The following is a 17,419-nucleotide window of genomic DNA, read 5'->3' as shown; positions in this document are numbered from 1 at the left end:
GGCCTCTCCCTCTTAGGCTGAACCCGTGGCTCAGAGCATCTACATCACGTCCGCAGAAGGCCATTCCGCGAAGTCGATCATCGCGCTGGGGGTGCTCGAGGCGTTCAGCCGCGTCGCGCCGCGCGTCGGCGTCTTCCGGCCGATCGCCCGGTCGACGGAGGAACGCGACTACGTCCTCGAGATGCTGCTCGACCACGACGGCGTCGACCTCGCGTACGACGAGTGCATCGGCGTCACCTACGACGACATGCGGCGCGACCCCGACGGGGCGCTCTCTCGCATCGTGGAGCGGTACAAGTCGGTCGAGGCCAAGTGCGACGCCGTCGTCATCATGGGCAGCGACTACACGGATGTCGGTTCCCCCGCCGAGCTGAGCTACAACGGCCGCATCGCGGTGAACCTCGGCGCGCCGGTGCTGCTGGTCCTCGGCGGACGGGCGGGACAGGGCGGCGGCGAGAAGCTCGGGTCCGCCCCCGCGCGCACCCCTGACGAGATGGGGCAGATCGCCTCGCTGGCGGTGTCGGAGCTGCGCGGCGACCGCGCCGAGCTGTTCGCCGTCGTCGCCAACCGTGCGGACGGCGATCGTCTCGACGAGATCATCGACGCCGTGCGCGGCGCGGTGCCGCAGAACGTCCCGGTCTGGGCCGTGCCGGAGGACCGCTTCCTCGTCTCGCCGTCGGTGAGCACCGTCCTGGCCGCGGTCGAGGGCTCGCTCGTCAAGGGCGACGCCGACCTCCTGGGGCGCGAGGTGCTCGGGGTCGTCATCGGCGCGATGTCGATGGTCAACGTGCTCCCGCGGCTCAGCGAGCGCTCGGTCGTGGTCATCCCCTCCGACCGGGCCGAGGTGCTGCTCGCGACCCTGCTCGCGCACGGGTCGGGTACGTTCCCCTCGCTCTCGGCGATCGTCATCAACGGCGGGTTCCCGCTGCCCGAGGCGGTCGACCGGCTGATCGACGGCGTCGGCGAGACGCTCCCGATCATCGCCACCGATCTCGACACCTACGAGACCGCCGCCCGCATCATGGGCACGCGTGGGCGCCTCGCGGCCGATTCGCGCCGGCACTACGAGGCGGCCGCGGCCCTGTTCGAGCGGCACATCGACACCAATGAGCTGACCGAGGCGCTCGGGCTCGCGCGGTCCACCGTCGTGACCCCGCTGATGTTCGCGTACGGCCTGGTCGAGCGGGCGCGCACGGACCGCCGCCGGATCGTCCTGCCCGAAGCCGACGACGACCGCGTGCTGCACGCCGCGTCGATCGTCCTCGCCCGTGGCATCGCCGACATCACGCTGCTGGGCGAGGAGATCGAGGTGCGCTCGCGAGCGCTGGAGCTCGGTCTCGACCTGCGCGGAGCCGAGATCCTCTCGCCCTTCGACGCCGTCCACGTCGACAAGTTCGCCCGCGAATACGAGCGCCTGCGCGCTCACAAGGGGATGACGTACGGCCAGGCGGCCGACACGGTCACCGACGTGTCGTACTTCGGCACGCTCATGGTGCACCTCGGTCTCGCCGACGGCATGGTCTCGGGAGCCGCGCACACGACGGCGCACACGATCCGTCCCGCGTTCGAGATCATCAAGACCAAGCCCGGCGTCTCGGTCGTCTCGAGCGTCTTCCTCATGGCGCTCGCCGACCGCGTCCTCGTCTACGGCGACTGCGCCGTCATCCCCGACCCCACGAGCGAGCAGCTCGCCGACATCGCCGTCTCGTCGGCCGAGACGGCGCGCCAGTTCGGCATCGACCCGCGCGTGGCGATGCTGTCGTACTCGACGGGGGAGTCGGGGTCGGGCGCCGACGTCGACAAGGTGCGCGCGGCCACCACGCTCGTTCGCGAGCGCGCCCCCGAGCTGCTGGTCGAAGGACCGATCCAGTACGACGCCGCGACCGACGCCGCCGTCGCGGCCAAGAAGATGCCCGGATCCTCCGTGGCGGGCAAGGCGACGGTGTTCGTCTTCCCCGACCTGAACACCGGCAACAACACCTACAAGGCGGTCCAGCGCTCCGCCGGCGCCGTCGCGATCGGTCCCGTTCTGCAGGGTCTGAACAAGCCGATCAACGACCTCTCCCGCGGAGCCCTCGTCGAAGACATCGTCAACACGATCGCCATCACCGCGATCCAGGCCCAGGGAGGGGCATCCGCATGAGCATCGTGCTCGTCATCAACAGCGGCTCGTCGTCGTTCAAGTACCAGCTGATCGACGCCGAGACCGGGCTCCCTCACGCGTCGGGTCTTGTCGAGCGCATCGGGCAGGAGCAGGGCCGGGTCAAGCACACCGTGTTCTTCCCGCCCGCCGCTGGCGGGGAGGCCGCGGTCACCGCCACCGACGCCACCTTCGAGCGCGAGCTTCCGATCGCCGACCACACCGCGGGCTTCCAGCTCATGCTCGACGCGTTCGCCGAGAACGGCCCGTCACTCGAGCAGCACGCGCCCGTCGCCGTCGGCCATCGCGTCGTCCACGGCGGCGCGCGGTTCTTCGAGCCGACGCTCATCACGCCCCTCGTCGAGATCAACATCGACGAGCTCTCGGTGCTCGCGCCCCTCCACAACCCCGGCGCGCTGCAGGGCATCCGTGCGGCCAAGGCCGCCTTCGCCGACCTGCCGCACGTCGCGGTGTTCGACACCGCCTTCCACCAGACGATGCCGCCCGCCGCCTACACCTACGCGATCGACGCTGCGCTCGCCGAGGCGCATCGCGTCCGCCGCTACGGGTTCCACGGCACGTCCCACAAGTTCGTCTCGGAGGCGGCCGCGGCTCACCTCGGCCGTCCGCTCGCCGAGCTGCGCCAGATCGTCTTCCACCTGGGCAACGGCGCATCCGTCACGGCGATCGACGGCGGTCGCTCGGTCGACACGTCGATGGGGATGACGCCGCTGGAGGGCCTGGTCATGGGCACGCGGTCGGGCGACATCGACCCGGCCGTCATCTTCCACTTGGCCCGCCGCGCCGAGATGACCATCCCTCAGCTCGACGACCTCTTGAACAAGCGGAGCGGCATGCTGGGCCTTGCGGGGGTCTCCGACATGCGCGACATCGAGGACGGGGTCGAGCGCGGCGACGAGGCGGCCACACTGGCGTTCGAGGTCTACGCGCACCGGCTGCGCGCCTACGCCGGTGCGTACCTCGCGGAGCTGGGCGGCGTCGACGTCATCTCCTTCACCGCCGGCGTGGGGGAGAACTCCCCGCTGGTGCGCGCCGCAGCCCTCGAGACGCTCGGGTTCGCCGGTGTCGAGATCGATCCGGCCCGAAACGAGCAGCGCGGGCGCGGCATCCGCCGGATCTCCACGGATGCCTCCCGGGTCGAGGTGCTCGTCGTCCCGACGAACGAGGAGCTGGAGATCGCGCGGCAGACCATCGCCGTGACGGCGTGACCGCCGGACCTCATTACGCTGGTTCCGTGACCTCGGCTCAGCTTCCCGACCTGACCACCTACGACGGCGTCCTGTTCGACCTCGACGGCGTGCTCACCCCGACCGCCGACGTGCACATGCACGCCTGGCAGACCATGTTCACCGAGCTGTTCGCGGCCTGGGGGATCACGCCGGAGTACACCGCGGACGACTACTTCCGCCATCTCGACGGCAAGAAGCGCTACGACGGCGTCGCGAGCCTGCTGCGTTCGCGCGACGTCGAGGTGCCGTGGGGCGACCCCGGCGACGACCCGTCGGCCGACACGATCTGCGGCATCGGCAACCGCAAGAACGCCGTGTTCGAGCGCGTCCTGCGAGCCGAGGGAATCGCGCCGTACCCCGGATCGCTGGCTCTGGTCGACAAGCTCCAGGCTGCCGGGGTCCCGATCGCCGTGGTGTCCAGCTCGAAGAACGCGCGCGAGGTCCTCGCCGTCGCGGGGCTTCTGGAGAGGTTCCCCGTCGTCATGGACGGCGTCATCGCCGAGGAGCGCCACCTGCCCTCCAAGCCCGCGCCCGACGTCTTCGCGGAGGGCGCGCGCATGCTCGGCGTCGATCCGGCCCGTTCCGTCGCGATCGAGGACGCCCACTCGGGTGTCGAGTCGGCAGTCGCGGCAGGCTACGCTCTCGTGGTCGGCGTCGATCGCGGCGCCGGCGCCGACGCGCTCCGCGCGCTCGGAGCCCACGTCGTCGTCGACGATCTCGACGCGTTCGTCTGACCCAACGTCAACACCTGCCCGCGTCGCCCGCCTCCAGCGGCGGGGCCCGTCCTCCGGAAGGCCCTCATGATCGATCGCGATCGCTTCCCCGTCGACCCCTGGCGTCTCGTCGAGAAGAGGTTCTCGGTCGAGGACATCGGCGTGACCGAGACGCTCTTCGCGGTCGGCAACGGCTACCTCGGGCTGCGCGGCAACCACCCCGAGGGACGCTACGCGCACGAGCACGGCACGTTCATCAACGGCTTCCACGAGATCTTCCCGATCCGCCACGCCGAGAAGGCCTTCGGCTTCGCCGAGGTCGGGCAGACGATCATCAACGCGCCCGACGCGAAGGTGATGCGCGTCTACGTCGACGACGAGCCTCTCTCGCTCGACGTCGCCGACATCCGCGATTACGAGCGGGTTCTCGACATGCGCACCGGCGTGCTCACCCGGAAGCTGCTGTGGGTCACCCCGAGCGGCAAGGAGGTGCAGGTCGACTTCGAGCGCCTCGTCTCGTTCGAGCAGAGGCACCTGGCGATCATGCGGCTGACCATCACGGTGCTCAACTCCGACGCCCCGGTCTCGGTGAGCAGCCAGATCGTCAACCGTCAGGACGGCGAGGACGTCTACGGGGGGTCGGCGCCGGGCCGCGCCGCCGCGGGCTTCGATCCGCGCAAGACCGAGAAGATCGAGGAGCGGGTCCTCCAGCCGCAGGAGTACTGGCAGGACGAGGACGGCCGGTCGGTCCTGTCGTACAAGTCCACCAACTCGGGCATGACGGTGTCGGTCGTCGCCGACCACCTCGTCGAGACCGAGAACGAGTACTCGTCTCGCCGGCTCATCGAGCCCGACATCGCCAAGAACGTCTACCGGGTGAACGCCCGGCAGGGCGTCCCCATCACCGTCACCAAGCTCGTGAGCTACCACACGTCGCGCGGCGTGCCGGCGCGCGAGCTCGTCGAGCGGGGCCGCCGCGTGCTCGACCGGGTCCGCGAGGAGGGCGTGGTCGTTCAGTTCGAGCGGCAGGCGGCGTGGTGCGCCGACTTCTGGCGTCGTTCCGACGTGCGCATCGGCGGCCACGAGGACCTGCAGCAGGCGACCCGCTGGTGCCTGTTCCAGCTCGCGCAGGCGGCCGCCCGAGCCGATGGACAGGGCGTGCCCGCCAAGGGTGTCAGCGGGTCGGGATACAGCGGCCACTACTTCTGGGACACCGAGGTCTACGTCCTGCCCTTCCTGGCCTACACGACCCCGCTGTGGGCCCGGAACGCGCTGCGCATGCGCTACCTCATGCTCCCCGCCGCGCGCCGCCGGGCCCGTCAGCTCAACGAGGCCGGCGCCCTGTTCCCGTGGCGCACGATCAACGGCGAGGAAGCGTCGGCCTACTATGCCGCCGGCACCGCCCAGTACCACATCAACGCCGACGTCAGCTTCGCCCTCGCGAAGTACGTGCGGGCTACGGGTGACGTGGACTTCCTCTACCGCGAGGCCGTCGACATCGCCGTCGAGACCGCGCGACTGTGGTCGACGCTCGGGTTCTGGCGCTTCGGCGAGGACGGATCCGCAGAGTCGTTCCACATCCACGGCGTCACCGGACCCGACGAATACACGACGGTCGTCAACGACAACCTCTTCACGAACGTCATGGCGCGGTTCAACCTGCGGTTCGCCGCGCGGACTGTGCGCGACATGGCCGAGGAGGCGCCCGAGGCGTACCGCGCGCTCATCGAGCGTCTCGATCTCGACCCCGCAGAGGCCGACGGGTGGGAGCGGGCTGCCGAGGCACTGCTCATCCCGTTCAGCGAATCGCTGCGCATCCACCCGCAGGACGCGGTGTTCCTCGACCGCGAGGTGTGGGACCTGGAGAACACCCCCGACAGCCAGCGGCCCCTGCTGCTGCACTTCCACCCGCTTGTGATCTACCGCTACCAGGTGCTCAAGCAGGCCGACGTGGTGCTGGCGCTGTTCCTCCAGGGCAACCACTTCACCGACGAGGAGAAGCTGGCCGACTTCGAGTACTACGACCCGCTCACGACCGGCGACTCGACCCTGTCCGGTGTCGTGCAGTCGATTCTCGCGGCCGAGGTCGGATACCAGGACCTCGCGCTGGAGTACTTCCTCGAGTCGATCTACGTCGATCTCGGCGACCTCCACAGCAACGCCTCGGACGGCGTGCACGTCGCCTCGGCCGGTGGCGTGTGGACCGCTCTCGTGTCCGGATTCGGCGGCATGCGCGATCACTACGGAGCCCTGAGCTTCGACCCGCGCCTGCCGCGCGACTGGCCCTCGCTGGAGTACACCCTGCACTGGCAGGGCACGCGCCTGGACATCACGCTGACCGCCGACGCGATGACCGTCGCCGCGGGGCCGGGCGACCCGGTGGACTTCTCGGTGCGCGGTCGAGAGTTCCGGGTCGCGGGCGGCGACACCGTCCGCATCCCGCTCGCCGGTCAGGGACCGCTCCTGTCCGGCCGCCCGTCGCTGCGCCAGCTCGCTCAGTCGCGACGCGAGGACGGTTCGCTGCTGTCGGCCTCGATCCCCGACGCGACGGTGACGACGTCGATTCCGACGGTGACGACGGACGTTCCGATCATCACCGGTGAGGTTCCCGTCGTCGAGGACTACGCGCAGACCTTCGCCGACCAGCAGGTGGGCTCCGACTCCTGACGACGTCGGAGTCGGCGGGCCCTGGCCGGCCGGCTCAGGGAACCGCCGCCGCGGCGGGTTCGGGATCCGGAGCAGGGGCCGCCGCGAGCTCGGACATGATCGCCCGCACGGCGTCGCGGCCCGCGCGGTTGGCGCCGACCGTCGACTGCGACGGCCCATAGCCGATGAGGAACAGCCGCGGTTCGTCGATCGCGCGCCCGTTCGCGACCCGGATGCCGCCTGCAGCGGTCCGCAGGCCCAGCGGGGTCAGGTGCGGGATGTCGGCGCGGAAGCCGGTCGCCCACAGGATCGCATCGGCGGGCTCGACCCGGCCGTCCGGCATGCGCACCCCGGTCGGCTCGATCCGCTCGAACATCGGATGCCGCACGAGCACGCCGCGCTGCTGAGCCGACTCGGCCCAGCGGTTCCAGTGCAGGCCGGTGACCGAGATGACGCTGCCGGGCGGGAGCCCCTGCCGCACGCGCTCCTCGACCCCGGCGATGGCCGCGATGCGCGCGGCGGTGTCGAACCCGCCGGCATCCCACCGCAGCTCGTCGCGCGTCACCCAGAAGGTGTCGGCGACGCGGGAGATCTCGTCGAGCAGCTGGATGGCCGAGATGCCGGCGCCGACGATGACGACCCGCTGGCCCGCGAACTCGTGGGCCGAGACGTAGTCGTGCACGTGGAGCTGACGCCCCGCGAAGGTCTCGGCTCCCGGGTAGTGCGGCCAGAACGGGCGGCGCCACGTCCCCGTGGCGTTGACGACCCAGCGGGCCGACCACGAGCCGGTGCCGGTGACCACGCGCAGCCGGCCGCGCGGATCGGCGTCCTCGCGTTCGACGCGCCGCACCTCCACGGGGCGATGCACCCCGAGGCCGAAGCGTCGCTCGTAGTCGTCGAAGTATGCGGGCAGCACGGTGCGGGCCGGAGCTGCCGGGTCGGCCGGCGGCACCGCGAAACCGGGCAGCTCGTGGATGCCGTTGACGGTCTGCATGCGCAGCGATTCCCAGCGATGCTGCCAGGCGCCGCCGGGAGCGTCCTCGGCATCGAGGACGACGAAGGATCGCACCGACGCGTCGGAGGGGGTCTCGCCGGGGGAGAGAGGGACGAACCCGCGCCGCCGCAGATGGTAGGCGGCGGAGAGCCCCGCTTGCCCCGCGCCGATGACGACGACATCGACGCGCGCTGCTTCCATGCCCCGTGCAACCGCGCGCTGGCGCGCGCTGTTCCCGACGTGGGGATGCCGACGGGGCCGGTGTCAGCGGTACGCCGTAGTCTGTCTGGGTGACCACCGCCCTCTACCGCCGCTACCGTCCCGAAGCGTTCGGCGAGATGATCGGCCAGTCGCAGGTGACCGAACCCCTGATGACGGCGCTCCGCTCCGACCGCGTCGGTCACGCGTACCTCTTCTCGGGTCCTCGCGGATGCGGCAAGACGACCTCGGCCCGCATCCTCGCCCGCTGCCTCAACTGCGCTCAGGGCCCCACCGACACGCCGTGCGGCACGTGCGACAGCTGCGTCGAACTGAGCCGAGGCGGGGGCGGCTCGCTCGACGTCGTCGAGATCGACGCGGCCTCCCACAACGGTGTCGACGACGCCCGCGACCTTCGTGAGCGCGCCGTCTTCGCCCCGGCCCGCGACCGCTTCAAGATCTTCATCCTCGATGAGGCGCACATGGTCACGGCGCAGGGCTTCAACGCCCTGCTCAAGCTCGTCGAAGAACCGCCGGCCCACGTGAAGTTCATCTTCGCCACGACCGAGCCCGAGAAGGTCATCGGCACGATCCGCTCGCGCACCCACCACTACCCGTTCCGGCTCGTGGCGCCTGCCGCGATGCTCGAGTACGTCGAGCAGCTGTGCGCCCAGGAGGGCGTGCAGGTCGAGGCCGGCGTGCTGCCGCTCGTCGTGCGAGCCGGGGGCGGGTCGCCCCGCGACACGCTCTCGTTGCTCGACCAGCTGATCGCCGGTTCCGACGACGGCGCGGTCGCCTACGAGCGCGCGGTCGCCCTCCTCGGCTACACCCACGCGGAGCTGCTCGACGAGGTCGTCGGAGCGTTCGGAGCCGTCGACGCCGCCGCGGCCTTCGCGGCGGTCGACCGGGTGATCCAGACGGGGCAGGACCCTCGCCGGTTCGTCGACGACCTGCTCGAGCGGCTGCGCGACCTCATCATCGTCTCGGCCACCGGCCAGGGCGCGTCCGCCGTGCTGCGCGGCGTGTCCGCGGAAGAGCTCGAGCGGATGGGGCGGCAGGCCTCGCTCTTCGGCACCGACCGCCTCTCGCGCACGGCCGACCTCGTGGTCACCGCCCTCGACGAGATGTCGGGAGCGACGTCGCCGCGGCTTCAGCTCGAGCTGCTCGTGGCGCGCGTCCTCGCCGCCGCGCAGCACAGTGTTCCGGCAGCCGACCAGGCCCCGGTCGCCGCCGCTCCCGCGTCGCACGCCTCGTCTCCCGCGGCCGCGCCCGCAGCCCCGCCGCGCATCGTCACGCCCGCTCCGGCTCAGGTTTCGGCCCCTGCGCAGCCCGAGCGCGCCGCGTCCGCGCCGTCCGCCGCCCCCACCGCGCCGGCCGCCGCGTCGGGAGCCCCCGCGCCCGATACGCAGCGTCCCGCGGCCGCGAGCTCCGCCGAACCACGCGATCCGTCGACCGTCACGCTCGCGCAGATGCGCGACGCATGGCCCGAGGTGCTGCAGCGTCTCGAGTCGATCAGCCGCACCTCGTGGATGATCGCCTCCGTCGCCACACCTGTCGCGTTCTCCGAGACGGGCGTGCTGACGCTGTCGTTCCAGAGCCAGTCCGACGTCCTGCAGTTCAAGAAGCTCAACGCAGGCAAGGGACCGAGCGAAGACCTGCGGGGCGCGATCCTGGGCGTCCTCGGCGTCCGCGTGAAGTACGTCGCCCGTCACGACTCCGACCCCGGCGGCGGCCCGGCACCGGGCGGCCCGCCGGCCCCGCAACCGGGCGGTCAGTCGGGCGGCGCACCGCGACAGCAGCCCGCGGGGGATCACCGGCAGCCCGCGGCTGGCCCGCCGTCGCAGCCGGCCCCCGGCGGTCAACGCGCCGCGGGCGCTCCCTCGGCGTCGGCGGGCGCCCGTCCGGCCGCATCCGCGTCACCTTCCGGCTCCGCGTCCTCCGCCGGCCCCGTCACCGAGTGGGCCGTCGCGCCGATCCCGCAGGGCGACCCGGCACCGCAGTTCGCTGTGGACGACGAGCCGGAGGATGCCGTCGCCGCCCCCGTGCGCACGCTCACGGCTCCCCACGACGGTGACGTCGACCCGTACCCCGAGCCCCTGCCACCCATCGACGAGGAGGACCGCGACTACCCGCCGCCTCCCGTCGACGACGATGCGCCGCTGCCCCCGCGGGCGCCGGTCGCCGTCGAACGGTCCACGACCCCCGCTCCGGCGACGACAGGCCCCGCACAGACATCGCCGGGGTCCGCAGTCGCCGCCTCCGCGCCGTCGAACGGCCGCTCGAACGCCGTGCCCGCGCGGGGCGGTATCGAGCGCTACGGCGAAGCGGTCGTCCGCCAGATGCTCGGGGCCACCTTCGTCCGCGAAGAACCCTTCACCTCACCCACGAGATTCGGCTAAGCCATGTACGACGGCATCGTCCAGGACCTCATCGACGAGTTCGGTCGCCTGCCCGGCATCGGACCGAAGTCGGCGCAGCGCATCGCGTTCCACATCCTGCAGACTCCCACCTTCGACGTCTCCAAGCTCTCGCACCTGCTCGGCGAGCTGCGCGAGCGCGTGCGCTTCTGCGAGGTCTGCGGCAACGTGTCCGAGCACGACCGCTGCGCGATCTGCCGAGACCCGCGGCGTGACGGCACGTTCATCTGCGTCGTCGAAGACGCCAAGGACGTCGCGGCGATCGAGCGCACCCGCGAGTTCCGAGGCCTGTACCACGTGCTCGGCGGCGCGATCAGTCCCATCGGCGGCATCGGCCCCGACGACCTCCGCATCGCGCAGCTCATGCAGCGTCTGGCCGACGGCACCGTGCAGGAGGTCATCCTCGCGACCAACCCGAACCTCGAGGGAGAGGCCACCGCGACCTACCTCAGTCGCCTGCTGACCGCTCTCGAGATCCGCGTGACGCGGCTGGCATCGGGCCTCCCCGTCGGAGGCGACCTCGAGTACGCCGACGAGGTCACCCTCGGCCGTGCGTTCGAGGGGCGCCGCCAGCTCTGACAGCGCCCCTCGGGTGGTGTCAGGCCGGCTGGTCGGCCAGGCCGACGACGTCGAGCAGCCACGCGAGCTCGAACGCGCGCTCGCGCCACGAGTTGTACCGGCCGCTCACCCCGCCGTGGCCGGCCACCATCTCGCACTTCAGCAACGCGTCGGCCCCGACCTCCCGCAGCCGGGCGACCCACTTCGCGGGCTCGACGTACATCACACGAGTGTCATTGAGTGAGGTGACCGCGAGGATGCGGGGGTAGGTGGCGTCCTCGCGGACGTTCTCGTACGGCGAGTACGACTTCATGTAGGCATACACGTCGGGGTCGTGCAGCGGGTCGCCCCATTCGTCCCACTCGATGACGGTCAGGGGCAGCGACGGGTCGAGGATCGTCGTGAGCGCGTCGACGAACGGCACGGCGGCGAGGACGCCCGAGAACAGCTCGGGGGCGAGGTTCGCGACGGCGCCCATGAGGAGCCCGCCGGCCGACCCGCCCTCGGCGGTCATCCGATCGGGTGTGGTGTAGCCGGTCTCGACGAGGTGGCGGGCGACGGCGACGAAGTCGGTGAACGTGTTGCGCTTGTGCAGCAGCTTGCCGTCCTCGTACCACTGGCGCCCCATCTCGCCGCCGCCTCGCACGTGGGCGACGGCGAACACGACGCCGCGGTCGAGGAGCGACAGGCGCGCCACCGACATCGCCGGGTCGATCGAGTGCTCGTACGATCCGTAGCCGTACAGGTGCAGCGCGCGCGGCTGTTCGCCCTCGCTCTCGGCGGGGTCGCCGAACGACCGCTTCCACACGACCGAGACCGGGATGAGTGTCCCGTCGTCGGCCGTCGCCCACACCCGTCGCTGCTCGTAGTCCGCGGGGTCGTATCCGCCCAGCACCGGCTGGCGCTTGCGCAGCAGCAGCTCGCCGGTGGCGACGACGTAGTCGTAGACGGTGCCGGGGGTGACGAACGAGCCGTAGCCCAGACGCAGCACGGGCGGCGCCCACTCGGGGTTGCCGCCGGAGCCCACGGTGTAGAGCGGCTCGTCGAACTCGAGCTCGGTGACCGAGCCCGAGCCGTAGTCGAAGATGCCCAGACGCTGCAGTCCGTCGCGCCGGTAGCCGAGCAGCGCCCAGTCGCGGAAGGTCGAGAGCCCTTCGAGGCGGCGTCCCGGCTCGTGGGGGAGCACGACCTCGCGCGCACCCGTCGGGTCGGCGGCCGAGACCCGGACGAGCTCGAAGTCGAGCGCGTCCTCGTTGTGCAGAACGTAGAGCACGTCCTCGCCGGCCACGACCGCGTGCGAGACGGAGTACTCCACGCCCTCGCGCCGCGGCCACACCGACCGGGGTTCGGCCCGCAGGTCGTCCGCCGGCACGAGGAACTCCTCGCTCGTGATCGACGAGCCGACCTCGATCACGAGGTAGCGGTCGCTGCGCGTGAAGCCCGCACCCACCCAGTAGCGCTCGTCGGGCTCGTGGAACAGACGCTCGTCGGATGCCGTGTCGGTGCCGATCTCGTGCAGCCAGACCGAGTCCGGTCGCCACGCGTCATCCACCGTGGAGTAGACGACGAATCGGCCGTCCGGTGACAGCGAGGCTCCCGCGAAGGTCCCGGTGATCTCGTCGGGCAGGTTCTCGCCGGTGGCGATGTCGCGAAGGCGCAGCGTGTATCGCTCGTCGCCCTCGGTGTCGACGCCGTAGAGCAGCAGGGAACCGTCGGCGGAGACCTCGAAGCTCCCGAGCGAGAAGAACTCCGCGCCTTCGGCCTCGACGTTGCCGTCGAGAAGCACCTGCTCGCCGGCGACATCGACGCCGGGCTCGAGCTGCGGAGGCGTCCAGTCGTCGGGCGACGCGAGGGGAGCGCGGCAGTGGATGCCGTACTGGCTGCCTTCGACGGTGCGGCTGTAATACCACCAGTCGCCGCGGCGGCTCGGAACAGAGAGGTCGGTCTCGAGCGTGCGGCCCTTGATCTCCTCGAAGATCCGCTCGCGCAGCCCGCTCAGGTGCGCCGTGCGGGCGTCGGTGTACGCGTTCTCCGCCTCGAGGTGCGCGATCACCTCGGCGTCGTCCTTCTCGCGCAGCCACTCGTACCGGTCGACGAACTCGTCGCCGTGGTGGGTGCGGCGGTGCTCGCGCACGGCCGCGACAGGGGCCGCGGGAGCGTCGGAGGAAGAGGGGCTGAGGATGTCGCGGGTGTCGGTCACCGTTCCACGCTAGCGCCGTGACCGCCCGATCCGGCCGCTCGGATTCACGGTGACGGCGATGGTGTGGCAGGATTCGATGGTCCGGTTGCCGGACCCTGAACAGACGGTGAACTCTTCGTTCGCGCCCGCCGCTGCCGCGGCATCCCGATCCGTACTCGAGGACCCGTGTTCGCGGGCCCGCACGCACAGAGAGCGCACAGTGGAAACCGCTGTACTCATTCTTCTGCTGGTCATCGGACTGGCACTCTTCTTCGACTTCACCAACGGCTTCCACGACACCGCCAACGCGATGGCGACGCCGATCGCGACGGGGGCGCTCAAGCCCAAGGTCGCCGTCCTCCTGGCCGCCGGCCTCAATCTCGTCGGAGCATTCCTGTCGACGGAGGTCGCCAAGACCGTCTCGCACGGGATCATCCACGAGGATCAGCTCGCCGCCACCGCGCTGCTGCCGCTGATCTTCGCGGGGCTGATCGGCGCGATCACGTGGAACATGCTGACGTGGCTGCTGGGACTCCCGTCGAGTTCGTCCCACGCCCTCTTCGGCGGCCTCATCGGCGCGACCCTCGTGGGTGTCGGGGCGATGGCGATCGACTTCGGCGTCGTGCTGAGCAAGATCATCCTGCCCGCGCTGATCGCGCCCGTGACGGCCGGTGTCATCGCGTTCACCGTGACGAAGGTCGCCTACGCCGTGACCCGTCGCCACGACGGCAAGCCCGATGGTCGCGACGGCTTCCGCTGGGGGCAGATCTTCACCTCCTCTCTCGTCGCGCTCGCGCACGGCACCAATGACGCGCAGAAGACCATGGGCGTCATCACCCTCGCCCTCATCGCGGCCGGCTGGCAGAGCGCCGAGCACGCCGAGCCCCAGCTGTGGGTCATCGTGGCGTGCGCCGTCACGATCGCGCTCGGCACCTACATGGGGGGATGGCGCATCATCCGCACCCTCGGCAAGGGGCTCACCGACGTCAAGCCCGCCCAGGGGTTCTCGGCCGAGGCGTCGACCGCGTCGACGATCCTCGCCTCGAGCGCCCTCGGCTTCGCGCTGTCGACGACGCAGGTCGCGTCGGGCTCGGTGATCGGCTCCGGACTCGGACGCCGCGGCTCGACGGTCCGCTGGGCCACGGTGGGCCGCATCGCAGTCGGCTGGCTGCTGACCCTTCCCGCCTCGGGGGCCGTGGGCGCCGTCGCCGCTCTGCTCGTGGTGTGGTTCGGGCCGGTGGGCATCGTCACCGATGCGATCGCCGCCGTCGCGATCGTCCTCGCGCTGTTCCTCCGCTCGCGTCGCAACGAGGTGCACGCGGGCAACGCGATGAGCGAGGTCGCCGATTCCGGTCTCGCCGTCGAGGTGCCGGCCGATCCGCCGCCCACGCGGCGGCAGCGGCGCGCGAAGGCGGCGGCCGCGGCGAGGAAGTCGGGCTCGGAGCAGACGGAGGGCGAGCGATGAACGTCTCGATCGACTGGTTCGCCTTCGTCCAGGTGTTCGCGGCGGCCATCACCGGCGCCGTGCTCGTCGTCGGCTTCTACGCGTTCGGCTTGCGGATGCTGGTTCGTGCGGGCCGCGTGCCGGTCGTGACTCCCGCGGAGTTCACCGACGCGATCGCGGTCATCAGCGAGAAGCAGGCGCGCCGCCACGCGAAGGCCGCGGCCAAGGCGGCGAAGAAGAACCCGCTGACGGCGGCCCAGAAGAGGGTCGCGCTCGTGGCCGCCTACGGCGCCTTCGCACTCTGCGGGCTCGCCGTCCTCGGGGGCATCGTCCTCATCGTGGCGGGGCGGTAGGACCCCCGGCATAGGCTGTGGCCATGACTTCAGCAGCGCCGTCGGACGGTTCCACACAGCCTCGCGACCGTGCGGCATCCGTGCGTTTCGGTCGTCATGAGCCCGCCGGTCACGTCCTCGTCCATATCAGCGACACGCACCTGCTGGCGGGTGGCGCTGCACTCGGCGGGCGCTACGACGTCGAGGCGAACCTCGACGCCACCCTCGCGGCCGTCGAGCGCACCGGCGTCCGACCCGACGCGCTGGTCTTCACCGGTGACCTCACCGACCTCGGCGAGCCGGACGCGTATCGCCGCCTCCGCGACGCGGTCGAACCCGTGGCGGAACGGCTGGCGGCGCCGATCGTGTGGGTGGCCGGCAATCACGACGAACGCGACGCGATGCGCATGGGCCTGTTCGGCGGACCGTCGTCCCGGGAACCGCTGACCGGGGTGTGGGACCTGTCGGGACTGCGGCTCGTCGCCCTCGACTCCACGGTCCCGGGCTGGCACCACGGTGACATCGATGCGGATCAGCGCGACTGGCTGCGCGGGATCCTGTCCGAGCCGGCGCCCCACGGCACGATCCTCGCGATGCACCATCCGCCGCTGCCGAGCCACGTGCCGTTCTTCGACATCCTCGAGCTGCGTCATCAGGAGGCGCTGGCGGAGACCATCGCGGGGACCGACGTGCGCGGCATTCTTGCCGGTCACCTTCACTACTCCACCTCCGGGACATTCGCGGGCGTTCCGGTTTCGGTCGCGTCGGCCACCTGCTACACGATGAACCTCCAGCGCCCGCCGCAGGCGGTCAACGGAATGGACGCCGGCCAGGCGTTCCAGCTGGTGCACGTCTACGACGACGTGATCACCCACACCGTCGTGCCAGTCGTCGACGCTCCGACGGGCGACTACTTCTCCGCCGAGTGGGTCGCCGAGATGGCGCGGCTGTCGCCGCAGGAGCGTCTCGAGGCGTTTTCCCGCAAGCGCTGACTAGGCTGGGATCGTCCCTCCCATCGCCGTGAGACCCACAAGGACCCGTGCATGATGTCGTCCACTCCCGCCACCCGCACCGAGACAGATTCGCTCGGTTCGCTCGAAATCCCCGCCGACGCCTACTGGGGCGTGCACACCGCTCGCGCACTCGAGAACTTCCCGATCTCGCAGCGGCCGATCTCCGTCTATCGCGACCTGGTCCGGGCCCTCGCGATGGTCAAGCAGGCCTCGGCGCGTGCGAACCGGGAGATCGGCGTGCTCGACGCCGAGCGCGCCGAGTTGATCGACCGGGCCGCGCAGCTCGTCATCGACGGCGAGTACCACGACCAGTTCGTGGTCGGCGTCGTCCAGGGCGGTGCCGGCACCTCGACGAACATGAACGCCAACGAGGTCATCACCAATATCGCCCTCGAGCTGGCGGGCCGCCCCAAGGGCGATTACGGCTTCCTCTCGCCGATCGACCATACGAACCGCAGCCAGTCCACCAACGACGTCTACCCGACGGCGATCAAGGTCGGTCTCGCCCTCGACCTGCAGGGACTGCTCGACGAGCTGGCGCTGCTGCGCGAATCGTTCCTGGCGAAGGCCGTCGAGTTCCACGACGTGCTCAAGGTCGGGCGCACGCAGCTCCAGGATGCCGTTCCGATGACGCTCGGACAGGAGTTCCACGGCTTCGCGACGACCCTGGGTGAGGACCACTCCCGCCTCGGCGAGAACGCGTCGCTCCTCTACGAGATCAACATGGGTGCGACCGCCATCGGCACGGGCATCACGACGCATCCGGAATACCGTCCCGCGGTCGTCCGCCACCTGCGCGAGATCACCGGCCTCGACCTCTCCAGCGCCGTCGACCTCGTCGAATCGACGAGCGACACCGGCGCGTTCATGTCGTTCTCCTCGTCGCTCAAGCGCAACGCCATCAAGCTCTCGAAGATCAGCAACGACCTGCGCCTGCTCTCGAGCGGCCCCCAGGCGGGCCTGGGCGAGATCAATCTCCCGGCGCGCCAGGCGGGGTCGAGCATCATGCCCGGCAAGGTGAACCCGGTGATCCCGGAAGTGGTCAACCAGGTCGCGTTCGCCGTCGCCGGCGCCGACCTGACGGTGACGATGGCGGTCGAGGGTGGGCAGCTGCAGCTCAACGCATTCGAACCGATCATCGCCCACTCGATCTTCCAGTCGATCACGTGGATGCGGCGGGCCATGCGCACACTGCGCGTCAACTGCGTCGACGGCATCACCGCCAACCGCGAGCGGCTGGGCGCGATGGTCGGTTCGTCGGTCGGCGTGGTCACGGCGCTCACCCCCTTCATCGGCTACGCGGCGGCGGCGGCCCTCGCCAAGACGGCACTGCTGACCCACCGCAACGTGGGCGACCTCGTCGTCGAGGCGGGGTTGATGTCGCGCGAGGAGGTCGACAAGCAGCTCTCGCCCGCGCGGCTGTCGGGGCTGCAGGCCGTGACGGCGGCCATCCCGATCGTCCTCGCCGACGCTGAGGAGAGCGTGTCGGGCTGACCACCCCTTTGTGCCGGGGGGTCGGCTCTCGCTAACGTCGA

Annotated in this window: 12 protein-coding genes; 10 read left to right on the top strand and 2 right to left on the bottom strand. The window is 70.8% G+C overall.

What is annotated here, in order from left to right:
* The first annotated feature begins 25 nt into the window (after window positions 1-25).
* From pta to MTS1_RS04610, 4 genes are all read left to right on the top strand, one after another.
* Window positions 26-2,143, top strand: coding sequence for a phosphate acetyltransferase (pta, locus tag MTS1_RS04625; protein WP_023951859.1), 2,118 nt, complete (start codon window positions 26-28; stop codon window positions 2,141-2,143).
* Complete coding sequence (locus tag MTS1_RS04620; protein WP_023951857.1) at window positions 2,140-3,369, top strand: acetate/propionate family kinase; 1,230 nt, start codon at window positions 2,140-2,142, stop codon at window positions 3,367-3,369. The genes pta and MTS1_RS04620 overlap by 4 nt, the downstream gene beginning before the upstream one ends.
* 26 nt (window positions 3,370-3,395) lie before the next feature.
* Window positions 3,396-4,124, top strand: coding sequence for an HAD family phosphatase (locus tag MTS1_RS04615; RefSeq protein ID WP_023951855.1), 729 nt, complete (start codon window positions 3,396-3,398; stop codon window positions 4,122-4,124).
* A 66-nt stretch (window positions 4,125-4,190) separates the two neighbouring features.
* Window positions 4,191-6,770: a glycoside hydrolase family 65 protein gene (locus MTS1_RS04610; protein ID WP_023951853.1), complete on the top strand. Its 2,580-nt coding sequence runs from the start codon at window positions 4,191-4,193 to the stop codon at window positions 6,768-6,770.
* Window positions 6,771-6,804: 34 nt separating this feature from the next.
* Here the strand turns inward: MTS1_RS04610 and MTS1_RS04605 are convergent, their stop codons facing one another.
* A complete protein-coding gene (locus tag MTS1_RS04605; RefSeq protein WP_023951851.1) occupies window positions 6,805-7,944 on the bottom strand; it encodes an NAD(P)-binding domain-containing protein in 1,140 nt (379 codons plus the stop codon).
* A gap of 89 nt (window positions 7,945-8,033) precedes the next feature.
* Between MTS1_RS04605 and MTS1_RS04600 the strand changes: the two genes are divergently transcribed.
* Together MTS1_RS04600 and recR are read left to right on the top strand one after the other, a co-directional pair.
* Window positions 8,034-10,340: a DNA polymerase III subunit gamma and tau gene (locus MTS1_RS04600; RefSeq protein ID WP_023951848.1), complete on the top strand. Its 2,307-nt coding sequence runs from the start codon at window positions 8,034-8,036 to the stop codon at window positions 10,338-10,340.
* Window positions 10,341-10,343: 3 nt separating this feature from the next.
* Window positions 10,344-10,937, top strand: coding sequence for a recombination mediator RecR (gene recR, locus MTS1_RS04595; RefSeq protein ID WP_023951846.1), 594 nt, complete (start codon window positions 10,344-10,346; stop codon window positions 10,935-10,937).
* A 19-nt stretch (window positions 10,938-10,956) separates the two neighbouring features.
* Here recR and MTS1_RS04590 read toward each other — a convergent pair whose 3' ends face one another.
* Entirely contained in the window at window positions 10,957-13,116 is a 2,160-nt protein-coding gene (locus tag MTS1_RS04590; protein ID WP_023951845.1) for a S9 family peptidase, read from the bottom strand.
* Window positions 13,117-13,315: 199 nt separating this feature from the next.
* Here MTS1_RS04590 and MTS1_RS04585 point away from each other — a divergent pair, with 199 nt between their 5' ends.
* Genes MTS1_RS04585 through MTS1_RS04570 form a run of 4 tightly spaced genes read left to right on the top strand, consistent with a single transcriptional unit; the run spans window position 13,316 to window position 17,378 of the window.
* Complete coding sequence (locus MTS1_RS04585; protein WP_023951843.1) at window positions 13,316-14,560, top strand: inorganic phosphate transporter; 1,245 nt, start codon at window positions 13,316-13,318, stop codon at window positions 14,558-14,560.
* Window positions 14,557-14,892: a hypothetical protein gene (locus tag MTS1_RS04580; RefSeq protein ID WP_023951841.1), complete on the top strand. Its 336-nt coding sequence runs from the start codon at window positions 14,557-14,559 to the stop codon at window positions 14,890-14,892. The genes MTS1_RS04585 and MTS1_RS04580 overlap by 4 nt, the downstream gene beginning before the upstream one ends.
* 23 nt (window positions 14,893-14,915) lie before the next feature.
* A complete protein-coding gene (locus MTS1_RS04575; protein WP_052007584.1) occupies window positions 14,916-15,863 on the top strand; it encodes a phosphodiesterase in 948 nt (315 codons plus the stop codon).
* A 54-nt stretch (window positions 15,864-15,917) separates the two neighbouring features.
* Complete coding sequence (locus MTS1_RS04570; protein ID WP_036305018.1) at window positions 15,918-17,378, top strand: aspartate ammonia-lyase; 1,461 nt, start codon at window positions 15,918-15,920, stop codon at window positions 17,376-17,378.
* Window positions 17,379-17,419 lie beyond the last annotated feature (41 nt).

Source organism: Microbacterium sp. TS-1, assembly GCF_000509385.1.
GTDB classification, from domain to species: Bacteria; Actinomycetota; Actinomycetes; order Actinomycetales; family Microbacteriaceae; genus Microbacterium; species Microbacterium arborescens.
This window is presented reverse-complemented; position numbering and strand designations above follow the sequence as displayed.